11 protein-coding genes are annotated in these 11,656 nt (G+C 73.0%); 3 read left to right on the plus strand and 8 right to left on the minus strand.

Features of this window, described 5'->3' with window-relative positions; all coding sequences use genetic code 11:
* The 4 genes from GA0115240_RS14455 to GA0115240_RS14465 all read right to left on the minus strand — a co-directional run.
* On the minus strand, positions 1-548 hold a 548-nt coding region (locus tag GA0115240_RS14455), incomplete at its 3' end, for a hypothetical protein (RefSeq protein ID WP_256069806.1).
* Positions 549-629: 81 nt separating this feature from the next.
* On the minus strand, positions 630-1,703 hold the full coding sequence (locus tag GA0115240_RS14460; RefSeq protein ID WP_093737082.1) for an LLM class flavin-dependent oxidoreductase: 1,074 nt from the start codon (positions 1,701-1,703) through the stop codon (positions 630-632).
* Positions 1,704-1,821: 118 nt separating this feature from the next.
* The gene (locus GA0115240_RS39225; protein WP_370673337.1) at positions 1,822-2,313 is read right to left on the minus strand and encodes a putative leader peptide; all 492 of its coding nucleotides are present in this window, start codon (positions 2,311-2,313) and stop codon (positions 1,822-1,824) included.
* Positions 2,314-2,388: 75 nt separating this feature from the next.
* Positions 2,389-2,955: an NUDIX domain-containing protein gene (locus tag GA0115240_RS14465; RefSeq protein WP_093737083.1), complete on the minus strand. Its 567-nt coding sequence runs from the start codon at positions 2,953-2,955 to the stop codon at positions 2,389-2,391.
* Positions 2,956-3,176: 221 nt separating this feature from the next.
* Here GA0115240_RS14465 and GA0115240_RS14470 point away from each other — a divergent pair, with 221 nt between their 5' ends.
* On the plus strand, positions 3,177-4,067 hold the full coding sequence (locus tag GA0115240_RS14470) for a GNAT family N-acetyltransferase (protein WP_093737084.1): 891 nt from the start codon (positions 3,177-3,179) through the stop codon (positions 4,065-4,067).
* A gap of 194 nt (positions 4,068-4,261) precedes the next feature.
* On the opposite strand, the gene GA0115240_RS14475 is transcribed toward GA0115240_RS14470, so the two are convergent.
* Entirely contained in the window at positions 4,262-5,023 is a 762-nt protein-coding gene (locus GA0115240_RS14475) for an alpha/beta hydrolase (RefSeq protein WP_093737085.1), read from the minus strand.
* Between the two features lie 345 nt (positions 5,024-5,368).
* Here GA0115240_RS14475 and GA0115240_RS14480 point away from each other — a divergent pair, with 345 nt between their 5' ends.
* Positions 5,369-5,815, plus strand: a complete 447-nt coding sequence (locus GA0115240_RS14480; protein WP_093737086.1) for a MarR family winged helix-turn-helix transcriptional regulator — start codon at positions 5,369-5,371, stop codon at positions 5,813-5,815.
* 104 nt (positions 5,816-5,919) lie between these two features.
* Positions 5,920-7,416, plus strand: coding sequence for an MFS transporter (locus GA0115240_RS14485; protein ID WP_093737087.1), 1,497 nt, complete (start codon positions 5,920-5,922; stop codon positions 7,414-7,416).
* Positions 7,417-7,658: 242 nt separating this feature from the next.
* Here GA0115240_RS14485 and GA0115240_RS14490 read toward each other — a convergent pair whose 3' ends face one another.
* The 3 genes from GA0115240_RS14490 to GA0115240_RS14500 all read right to left on the minus strand — a co-directional run.
* Positions 7,659-8,330 carry a hypothetical protein gene (locus tag GA0115240_RS14490; protein ID WP_093737088.1) on the minus strand — a complete coding sequence of 224 codons (672 nt, stop codon included), beginning with the start codon at positions 8,328-8,330 and terminating at the stop codon, positions 7,659-7,661.
* A 291-nt stretch (positions 8,331-8,621) separates the two neighbouring features.
* Positions 8,622-10,514, minus strand: coding sequence for a carbohydrate binding domain-containing protein (locus tag GA0115240_RS37610; RefSeq protein ID WP_093737089.1), 1,893 nt, complete (start codon positions 10,512-10,514; stop codon positions 8,622-8,624).
* A 274-nt stretch (positions 10,515-10,788) separates the two neighbouring features.
* The coding region (locus tag GA0115240_RS14500; protein WP_176725076.1) for a C40 family peptidase at positions 10,789-11,656 on the minus strand (868 nt) is incomplete at its 5' end.

Consider the following 11,656-nt stretch of genomic DNA (forward strand, 5'->3'; position numbering starts at 1 on the left):
GCCAGGTGCTCGTCGGCGGTGTCGTGCGGCAGGAACTCGACCACGTCGAAGAAGCGGAACAGCACCTGGGACGGGGTGACCGCGAACTCGTAGTCGCCGAATCCCACCACCGCGCCCAGCCCGCCCCGGACCGCTCCCCGGACGACATGCGCGGTCAGGTCGTCCGGGCGGTCCGCCGTCAGACCACGCCGGGCGTTGGGGCGGGCCAGGAACGGGCAGACCATCGAGGCGTAGAGCATGCACGCGCGGTGCCCGGGGGCCTCCAGGGTCGGCGCCAGATTGCGGTGCGGCCGGCCGGCGGCCAGGGCCGCACCGATCACGGCGCTCTCCGAGGCGCCGACCACCCGCCACACCGGACCTCGCGGTATCAGGGCGTCGCAGACGGAGCACCGCCGCTCGCGCGCACACGCGGCGCTGCGCCCGTAGTCGGTGCGGGCGAACTGCGGCTCGTCGCCCTCCCACGGAGTGATGGCCGGGACGGGGTAACCGCGGCTGTCGCGGGGCCTGGCCGCAACGGCCGGCGGCATGGGGACGGAGTCGAATCGCACACCCCATGGTCGGCCACGCACCCCGGCCGGCGCGACGGTTCGCACCATCCCGATGCCGCCTCGCGCCGGGCCGGGTGCCGGTCACGCGGGATTCCGCTCCCGGAGCCGGCTGAGCAGTTGGTCCCCGATCCGGGCCACCTCCGGTCTGTACGGGGTGTCGGACAGGATGAAGTGGGTGACGCCCAGCTCGCCGTACTTCCGCAGGGCGGCGGCCACCTCGTCCGCGGAACCGACCAGCCAGGTCGTCCCCGCGCCGCCGCCGCCGAACCGGCCGGGGGCGGTGTAGAGGCAGGAGTCGAGCACCTCGCCGCGCCGCGTCAGATCGTAGAGCCGCTGCTGGCCGACCGCCCGGCGCCGACCGCTGGTCAGCGTCGGGTCGTCGCTGCCCGCCATCTTGGCGACCTTCGCCTCGGCGGCCTGCCACGCCTCCTCGGTCGTGTCACGCACCAGCGTCGTGATCCGCAGGCCGAACTCCAGCGGGGCGAGGGCGCGGCCGAGGGACGCGCCCAGCTTCCGGAGGCGGGCGACACGCTCGGCCACGCCGTCGAGCGGCTCTCCCCAGAAGAGCTGGACGTCGGCCTCGGTGGCCGCGACCTGCTCCGCCGCCGAGGAGGCGCCGCCGAAGTAGAGCGTCGGGGTCCGGCCGTGTTCGGTGCCCCAGGGCCGCGGATTCACCGTCGAGCCGTCGACGGCGAAGAACTCGCCGCGGAAGGTGACGTTCTCCTCGGTCCACAGGCGGCGCACCAACTGCAGGAATTCCCGGGTGCGGTCGTACCGGCGGGCCGGGTCGCTCTCCCCGTCGCCGTACGCCCCGGCGTTGTCCAGGCCGCTGACGATGTTGACCAGCAGACGCCCGCCGCTGAGCCGGTCGAGGGTGGCCGAGGCACTGGCGAAGTGCGCGGGCTGCCAGTAACCGGGCCTGGTCGCCACCAGCGGTTTGAAGGTGGTGGTGCGGGCGGCCAGAGCGGTGGCCACGGTGAAGGTGTCCGGCCGGCCCCACCCCGTCCCGATCAGGGCGCCGCCCCACCCGTGGTCCTCGGCGGCGCGGGCGAGTTCGGTGGCGTAGTCGAGCGTTCCCCAGCCGTCGGCCGTGTCGTCGCCGCGGTGGCCGGGCTCGACGGTATTGGGGATGTACCAGAGAAATTCTTGACTCATGTCAGGACTCCGATTCGCCGCCCGGCGGGGCGACCTCTGCCGGCACGGGAATCCGCCGGCGCACGGGAATTCGGCAACCCGCCTCCGGTGCCGTGCTGCGCGGGAGCTGCTCCCGGGACTACCGGGAAAGCGGGGCGGGACGAGGGCTCGGGCGACGCCGAGGACACAGCGCGCCGGCCGACCGCAGAAGATCGACATGAATGCGCGTAACGAGCCTGACCCCATGCACGCCGCCAAAGTAATCGACGCGTGGGCCTCGTGGCAACGCACCCCCGGCCGGCCGGCGGCTGCCAGGACAAGGCGGTGCCGCGATCCGCCGGCCGACCGGCAGCGGCGCGAGCGGTAAGGCGGTACTCGCCGACTCGGCCCGAGTTCCAGCGGCGCGCGCGGGTTCCCGCTCCACGCCGACCGGGCTGAGGGCGCGGGTGCCGTTCGCGGACGCGTGCTCGCCCGCCACGGCCAGCAGGGCGGACTTCCCCATCCCGGCGTCACCGCGCGGCAGGGAGCCGCCCCGGTGGACGCCCGCGTCCACGAGTTCGGTCAGGCGCCGGATCTCCGCGGCCCGTCCGACCAGCCGCAGGGCCGGTGGAATTGCTGCCATGCCGTGCATGACGGCATCCCGCGGTGTGCCGGGCCGCCGGGTGAGGGGATCGGCGGGATCCACGGGCAGCGGGCCCGACCCGGCTCAGGGGCGGCTCGCCCGGCGGACCTCGTGGGCCAGTGAGTACAGCGCCGCCAGGTGCGGCCGGTCGCCGGCGACCAGGCGTTCGGCGGCCCGTTCGACCGGGAGGACCACGATCTCCAGGACGTTCTTCACCTCGACACCGCCCCGGCTCTCCGGGGGCCCGGAGATGACCACGTCCGCCCACCCGACGGCCAGCGCGAAGCGGGGGTGCGGCAGCCACGGCTGGTAGGCCGTCCGGTCCGTGGTCGAGCTGTCCCACTGCCCGAACAGCTCGTAGTGGTCCGTCCGGCCGCCGATCGCCTCGGCCAGCTCACGCGTGACCGCCGCGTCGAAGGCCTCGCCCTCCAGCAGCGTGCCCCCCGGCGTCGACCAGCCGTCCTCCTCGGTCCGCAGCAGTACCGCCCGGTCGCCGATGAAGGGGACGACATGAACGTGGCTGGTCTGCTCGCGCGGTGGGACCTCGTCCTTGAAGCGCGAGGTGACGCGCCGCCATTCATAGGGGGTTTCGAGGATCGCGAACGAAGGGGACAGGCGTGCGCGCACATCAGCGGAGAGGTTGATTCCCATGTCCTGCCCGTCATCGATGGGGCCGAAGCGATGTCAACAGTCCGAGCGGTCCGGCCTCGCGAGCCCTGGTGACCGCCGGGTGCGGATCATCGGCGGTCGGGCGTCGCGGCCTTCCCACGGTAGAAGGCTGCCCGGCGCAGGGCGACGGAATCACTGGGCCGCGCATGACATCCGGTGGCGGACGCATTCCGCGCGGGCGAGCGCACCAGGAATCATGAAGCATGCGCTCGAACGACTGGTACCTCACCGAAGACGTCGACGACTTCCTCGCCCGCGCCGGGCCCTTCCTCCGCTCGCGACCCGCCCTGCACACCATGGCGTTGACCGTGACCGACACACTGCGGACCCGCCGGCCGGCCGCGGCCGGCGCCGGAGCCCCCCTCTTCGGCCGACTGGAGCGGGCCGGCGAGGTCCGCGCCGTGTTCTACCGGACCCCGCGCGGCCGCCTGAGCCCCACCCCGCTCACCCCCGGCGACGCCGACCGCCTCGCCGTTCGGCTGGCCGCCCTCGGCCACCGCTTTCCCGGTGTCAGCGCGGACCACGACACCGCCGCCGCATTCGCCGAGGCGTGGCAGCGGCAGACAGGCGCGACACCGACACCCCGCGAGCGGCTCCGCCTCTACCGCCTCGGCACGCTCACCCCGCCGGAACCGCGCCCGGCCGGCCGGGGCCGGCTCGTCGGCGCGCAGGACCGCGAGCACCTCATGCGCTGGTGCCGCGCGTTCGCCGCGGACGTCGGGGAAGCCGTCGCCCCGGACGCCGCTTCCTGGGCCGGCACGCGCTTCGCCGACAAGCACTACACGTTCTGGCAGACCCCGGACGGCACCGCCGTCTCCCTGGCGGGCACGACCCCGATGGTCGCCGGCCACATCCGGGTGGACCCCGTCTACACCCCGGCGCACCTGCGCGGGCGCGGCTACGCGGGCGCCGTCACGGTCGAGGTGAGCCGGGCCGCGCTGGCGGCGGGTGCGACCGACGTCGTGCTGTTCGCCAACGCGGGCAACCCCACCAGCAACGCCCTCTACCAGCGCATCGGGTACGTCCCGGTCGCCGACTTCGCCGTCCACGACTTCAGCGGCGCGGCGGACACCCCCCACCGGCCACCCCGGTGAGCGCGCGATCGAACAACCCGGCTGGGACGAGCGGCCGCCACGTCGGCGGACCCGAGGGCCTCGTCGTGGCGCTGGCCGAGCGGACCGGGGGCGGCGGCGCCGGGCCGGTGACCTGACGATCCGGGGCCGGTGACGGGGAGTTGGGGACGCGGAGTCGGCGTCCGGCCCGGCGGCCGGACGCCGACTCCTCCACATCAGGCGCGCGTCACGGCCGCCCGGCCGAGATGCCGGACGAAGAACCGGACCGCGCTGTCCGCCTCGAACCGGGGCAGCTCCTTGTGCCTGCCCGCGTTGGCGTGCAGTGTCTTGTCCGTCGAGGCGAAGGCGTCGAACAGCGCGAGAGCGGCGTCGCGCGGGATGTGCTCGTCGTCCCACTGCATGGCGAACTCGACCGGGACGGTGATCCGCCGTGCCTGCTCGGCCAGCGCGTCGGGCCAGTGCTGACCGAAGACCGCGGCGGTGATCCTGGGTTCGACCGCGACCAGCGGCACGCCGATGGCGGTGCCCATGTTGATGCCGAAGTAGCCGACCGGCCCGTCCGCGCCGATCTCCGCAAGCTCCTGGAGGGCGTCCAGGGTGGCCCGCCACTCGGGTACGGCGAGCTCCGCCAGATACGCGTTGTAGCGGACGACGACCGGGCCTTCCGGCTCGCCGGCCGCCCGCGCCCGGTACAGCTCGGCGATCTCCCGCTCGTCGTGCGCGGTGCGCGGCCGGTCACCGTGACCGGGCGTGTCGATGACGGCGACGTGGAAGCCGGCTGCCACCAGGCGCTGTGCCCGGCCGGACATGGCCGGTGCCTTCTTGTGGGTGCCGCCGCCGTGACCCATCAGTACCAGGGGAGCGCGGTCGGCGCCGGGGGCCGGCGACCAGAGGACGCCGGGGATCTCGCCCACCGTGAAGTCGCGTTCGGTCGTGCCGTTCGACGACGACTCGGCGGTGAACTGCAGAGACTGCATAGGTGATGCCCTTTCGGGAGTGCCTTGTTGGGGAGGCGCTCCCGGCGGCACCTATGTCGGTCGCCCGGCCGTGACGGGAAGGGGGAGCACCCACGTCGATTCAGCGTTCACGGGTCTCACCTCCTTCGCCGGTCTCACGGTCGACTGGACCTTAGCAGCCCGGGCGCCACCGCGGCCAAGCGTTTTTCCGGCCGCTCCCGGAAGCCCGCCAACAGCCCGTAGAGCCCGTAGAGGCCCGTGCGACTCGTGCAGCCCGCACATCTCGTGCAGCCAGCACAGCCCATGCAGTCCACGCTGTACAGGTGAAACTGGACAGTTCAGCCTGCGGACGTTAGCGTGGCGGGCATGAGCGGGAAACCGGGCCTGTCGCCCTCGGCCCTCCAGGCGTCGCGCGAGGTCCGCGCGGTCATCAGCCGCCTGCGCCGCCGCATCCTGAACGCAGCGGAGGTCGAGGACCTCACCTTGGGCCAGGCGTCCGTACTGGCCCGCGTGTCCGACAAAGGGGACGTCACCGCCAGTGAGCTGGCCGCCACCGAAGGGGTGCGGCACCAGTCGATGACGGCGACGGTCGCCTCGCTCGCCGCGGCGGGGCTGGTCGAGCGGAGCCCCGACCCGGACGACGGGCGGCGCCTGCTGATCGCGCTGACCGCGGAGGGCCGGCGCCGGGTGGAGGAGGGACGGCAGGCCCGGACGGAATGGCTCGCCGGCCAGCTGCAGGACAGGTGCACGGAAGCCGAACGCCGCGCCGTGATCGCCGCCATGGCCGTACTGGAGCGGCTGACCCATGACTGAGCCGACCCCATGACTGAACCCACCCATGACTGAACCCACCCGTGACTGAGCCGACCCGTGAGGTGAACGCACCCGTGACTGAGCCGTCCCAGGGCAGCCGCCCCATGACCGAGGCGCGGGCGGACACCGGGCCGGAGACGGACAAGCCGGGTTTCGACCGGCGGCTGCTGCCGCCGATGATGCTGGGCTCGGTCCTGAACCCGATCAACTCGACGATCATCTCCGTCGCGCTCGTACCCATCGGCAGAGCCCTCGGCGCACCCTCCTCGCAGACCGCCTGGCTGGTCTCCGCCCTCTACCTGGCCACCTCGCTGGGACAGCCGGTCGTGGGCCGGCTCATCGACATCTTCGGGCCGCGCAGGCTCTTCCTGCTCAGCACCTCCCTGGTCGGTGTCGCCGGCGTCATCGGCACCCTGGCGCCCAACCTGGGGGTGCTGATCGCCGGCCGTGTGCTGCTCGGCTTCGGCACCTGCGCCGGCTATCCCGCCGCGATGGCGCTGCTGCGCAGCGAGGGGAAACGGACCGGACGGGACAGTCCCGGCGGGGTGCTCACCGCCCTGGCGGTCACCAACCAGACCATCGCCGTCGTCGGCCCGCTGCTGGGCGGACTGCTGATCGCGGTGGGCGGCTGGCGCGCCACCTTCGCGCTGAACGTGCCGCTGGCCGTGGCGGCCGTGCTGCTGGGGCTGCTGCGACTGCCCAAGCCCGCCACCGGGACGGACGCGCTGCGGCGCCGCGAGGGCCTGGCCGCCCGGCTCGACCTGCCCGGCATGGGCCTGTTCGCCGCGATGCTCACCTCATTGCTGCTGTTCTTGATGAACCTGCACCTGAGCAGCTGGTACCTGCTGGTGGTGGCTGCCGCCGTGGGAGCCGTGTTCGCCGCCCGCGAGCTGCGGGCCGCCACCCCCTTCATCGACCTGCGGGTGCTCGGCGGCAACACACCACTGCTGGCCACCTACGGACGCGCGCTCGTCGCGTACATCGTCTCCTACGCCTTCCTCTACGGCTTCAGCCAGTGGACCGAGGAGGGCTACGGGCTCACCCCCTTCCGCGCCGGGCTGGTGCAGATCCCCATGTTCCTGCTGGCGATCGGGGTCTCGATCGTCTCCGGGCGGCGCTGGAGCGTGCGCGGCAAGCTGCTGCTCGGCGGGGCCGGACAGATCGTCGCCTGCCTGGTGATGCTGACGCTCACCGGGAACAGCCCGCTGTGGATGCTGCTCCTGGTCGCCCTGATCTTCGGTGTCCCGCAGGGGCTGAACAGCCTGGCCCTGCAGAACTCCGTCTACTTCCAGGCCGATCCGGAGCGCACCGCCTCCTCGGCCGGGCTGCTGCGCACCTTCGCCTATATCGGCTCGATGATCGCCTCCTCCGCGACCGGCGCGTCCTTCGGGCAGCGCGCCGACACCGGCGGCATGCACCGGCTCGCCTGGGTGATGCTCGGCGCCGGTCTGCTCTACCTCCTGCTGACCGCCTTCGACCGCACACTCGGTCGCGCGGGGGCCACGGACGCCGAGGCGGCGGCGCGGCCACCGCGCCTACCGCGCCGCCCGCGCGCTGGGCGTCCGCCCCGGGACGCCCACCGCGACGGGGACACCGGCTGAACCGCGTACCGGCGCGGCCCCGCCGCCGGCCCTGTCGGCGGCCGGTACGCGCGGCGTCAGGCGTACGCGCAGATGACCGGTGGCCCGTCGCCCCGCACGCCGATTCCCGGGACCGGCTGGTCGACGACGGCCTTCGACTCGTCCACCGGGCCGGTCAGGCGGGCCGGGTCGGTGTCGGTCGGTTTCGCGGCGACCTCGCCCGCTGACCCGCTGACCGGCCCGCGCTTCCCGCCGTTGGGGCATCACCCCGCCGGGCGGCTCCGGGCGATCCGGGAGACCCGGTGGCGCAGGTCGGTGATCACCCAGTCGCCGTCCTCGGTGCGCATGGCCTCCAGGCTGATCGGGCGCCCGATCCGCTCGCGCGTCTGCCGCGCCAGGGCGCGCAGGCGCACGCGGGCGGGCCAGTTGAGCGTCCGGCGCCCATCGGCGGCCCACAGCCTGATCCGGCCCCGGTGGTCGGACTCCACGATGGCGCAGCGCCCGTCGGCGGGTACTTTCAGCACCAGGATGGCCCACGGACCCTCCGCGTGGCCGGGGTTCTCCAGTTGGTCGTAGGCCAGCAGGTCGTGGAGGCCGTCGAGCAGCCCGGACCAGGTGGAGGCATCGCACCGGGACGGGCCCACGCCCAGTCCGCTGCGGGGCCCGCGGTCCGAGAGCAGGACGTGCACGGGCCCGCGGGTGCGGCGCCACGCGTGCCGGAGCGCGTCCAGGCGATCGTCGTTGGCGACGCCCGCCGTCGTGACGGCGACGCCGTCGGCGACGGGCAGTCCGAGTCGCCCGGCAGCGGCGAGCAGGCAGGTCCCGTTGCCGACGAGTCCCGGGTCCAGGGCGTGGACGCTGCGCAGGCTCACCGCCAGCGGGGTGCCGCCGGCATCGCTGAGCACGTCCCCGGGTTCATCCGCGGCGGTCGGCATCGGGCACCTCCTCGGGCTGCGACCGCCGGCCGCCCCGGCCGGCCCGGGTGACCGGATGCCGCGGACCGTGCCGGCGGCGCGCGCCGGGGCTCACCCGGACAGCCACAGCGCGGCCATCACGATCAGCAGGACCAGCACCAGCGGGGCGGGATATCGGGCGGGCGGCATGGCCCTCCATGTCAGCGAAGGAACGTTCCTTTTTCTCCGCCCACCTTTCCCCTCGTTGGGATCTTCTGTCAAGAAGGAATGTTCGTTTCTTTTGGCGGGCGCGGCTGACGCGGCCGCCTGCCGTCAGGGCAGCTCGGTGGGGGCGGCCAGATAGGACTGGGTCCGCGTCACCCAGTAGTCGAAGTCGCTCGGATGCACTTGATTGCTGCCGACCATCTCCGGCACCCCGTAGGTACCGGTGCCCGTTCCGGCGCCGAACAAGATCGCCACGACACCGGCCGCCGCCGCGTCCGGCATGTGCGAACCCCAGGTGACGGTGGAGCCGCTGACCTTGACGTTCGGGTCCGCGCCGGGATTGCTGCCGTAGAACGCCAGGTTGTTGCCGCTGGAGGTGAAGGAGTCGCCGTAGAAGAAGGTCGCGGCCGAGTCCTCGTTCTGCTCGGCGGTGACGTTGTCGAGGTCGGGGAACCGGCCCGAGGCGTTCCAGTAGGCCGGGCTCGCGGTCTGCGTCGAGTTCAGGTGGCCGGCCGCGATCTGCCACAGCACCGCGGGCAGGCCGAGGGACTGGCGGATCGTCCGGACGTAGAGCAGGTAGTTGCTCCAGTGCGCCGCGTTCAGGTAGCGGATGTCGCCCGCCGGGTTCGGGTCGCGCAGCACGCCGAAGTCCTGGCCCCACTGGTCGAAAGCCGCGAAGTCGGCGCGGTAGCCGATGTCCGCGGTGCGGGCGAAGTCCGCCACCTGCGTGGCGACGTTCGCGATCGACTGGCGGCCGGCCGTCCAGCCCTGCGTGTCGGTGTCCTTGAGCGCGTCGCGCACCGCCCAGGTGTTGAGCTGCCACCCGACGAAGGCCGTCGGGTCGTACTTCTTGACGGTGTAGTTGATCGCCTCGACCAGGCCCTTGAGGTTGTTGCCGAAGGCCGGGTCGGTACCGCTCGCCAGCGCGCCCGAGGCGTACGCGGCGCTGGTCGCGGCCGGCATCCTGGAGGCGTCGTTGCCGTAGGTCGCGGCGTAGTTCTGCTCGAGGTAACCGAGCATGTCGGGCTCGATGACCCAGCCGACCGGCTTGCCGGGGGCCGCGGCGTTCGCCGCCTGCGCCGCCTTTTCCAGGGACTGGAAGTACGTCGTCACCCAGCTCGTGTTCTGCATGTTGGTGAAGTCGACGCCCGTTCCGTCGATGTTGCCGTTCATCCCGTAGTCGACCAGCACGGGGGTCATGCCGAACTGCTCGGAGTGCGTGACCATCGTCGTGGTGGTGGCGCCCCAGTTCGGGAAGTCGTTGCCGACGAGGTACTCGTAGCCGTAGTTCGGCAGACTGCCATGGGTCTTGAGGGTGGTGAGGAAGGCGTCGACCGTGCTGCCGGGGGTGTAGACGGTCCCGACCGAGAGGTACGGGGGATGCCAGGCCGGCGTGCCGCCGGGCGGCGGACTCGTGGGCGGCGCGGTGGTGGGGGGCGCAGTCGTCGGCGGCGGGGTGGTCGGGGGCGCGGTGGTGGGGGTGCTGGCGCCCGGGCCGGTGAGCGTCACGTCGTCGGCGTGATAGGTGCCCAGCCCGTACCAGCCGTGCAGGTAGAGCGTCACCGAACTGGTCGAGGCGCCGGTGGTGAAGGACGTGCTGAGCTGCTGGTACGTCGTCGCCGACGGAGTCCAGGTGGAGGTGTAACCGGTGGCCCCGAGGTAGACGTACGCCCCCTGGACGAAGGCCGACAACGTGTAGGTGGCGTTCGGCTGGACGGCGACGGTCTGGGTGCACTGCGCCGTGTCGGAGACGGTGGCCGCGCCGGCGAGCGCGTGCGTTCCGCTGTGGACCGGTGAGGTGATGACGCTCCCGGTGCCCGGATCGCAGGTCCAGCCGGAGAGGGTCCCGGATTCGAACCCGCCGTTGACGACGAGGTCGACGCCGGCCGCGCTCGCCCCGCCGCCGAGGGCGACGAGACCGGCGGCGCCGAGCGCGGCGGTGAGCAGGAGGACTGCCGCTCGGTGCGGGGTGCGGCGGCCGTGCGGTGGGGATGCGGCCATGGGGGCCTCTCCAAGGGGTTCGGCGCCCTCAACCGTGGCGCGCACGTGGGGGGTTGCCGCACGAGCGAGCCGTCATCGGTCGACGACCTTCCGTGGCGGCGCACTGATGACCTGACCACGACAAAAATGGTACAGACCAATCTCGGCTGTCAAGAAGGCCGCCGCACTCGCCCGCCCGCACTCGCCCGCCGCACGCGCCCGACGCGCCTGCCCTCCCGCGGCCGGAGCAGCGGGAGGGCGGCGTGCCGGCTCCCCCGTGGAGTCGGCAGGACGGTCAGTACTGGTAGTAGCCGATGAGGTGGCCCCCGTCGGCGATGTGGTTGGTCTGGACGACGGTTCCGGTGTCGTAGGAGTTGATCATCTCGTCATTGCCGATGTAGATGCCCACGTGGTCGGTGTCCGAGGAGCTGGCCCCGAAGAAGACCAGGTCGCCGGGAACGGGCGAGGAGACCCGGGACATCTCGTGGATCTGGACACCGGTGGGCCCAGAGCCGAGGACGTCGTGGCCGTAGGCGAGCGAGTACACCCAGCGGGCGAACCCGGAGCAGTCGAGGCCGACGGCGGCGGGGTTGGTGCAGCTGAGCGACTGGGGGTCGCCGACGCATGTGCCGGTCGACGGACCCGGGCTGCCCTTGTGGCCCCCGCCCCAGACGTACTGGATGCGGCCGCCGCCCCAGCCGGACTCGGCGTCGCCGTTCTCGATGTCGTGCGCGTAGGCGACCACCTTGGTCAGGGTGTCGCCGCTCGGCGGGGGCGGCGGGGTCGAGCCGCCGCCGCCCCCGGTCAGTGCCGCCTTGGTGTCCGGGCCGACGATGCCGTCCACCGTCAGGCCGTGCCGGCCCTGGAAGGACTCGACCGCGTCGAGCGTCGCCGGGCCGAAGTCACCGTCCACCGACAAGCCGGCGCCGCCCGCGTTGAGCAGCTCCTGGAGTTCGGTGACGCAGCCGTCGTCCTCGCCCTGCTTGATGTCCGTCGGGCAGGCCGAGGAGGTCAGCGAGATCGGGGCGGGTACCGAGGTGGAGGCGCTGCTCAGCGAGGCCTTGGTGTTGGGCCCGACGATGCCGTCGACGGCCAGGCCGTGCGAGCTCTGGTAGCTCCTGACCGCGGCCAGGGTGTTCGCGCCGAAGTCGCCGTCCACCGTG

Origin of the sequence: Streptomyces sp. DvalAA-14 (genome assembly GCF_900091855.1) — a bacterium.
Classification (GTDB): domain Bacteria; phylum Actinomycetota; class Actinomycetes; order Streptomycetales; family Streptomycetaceae; genus Actinacidiphila.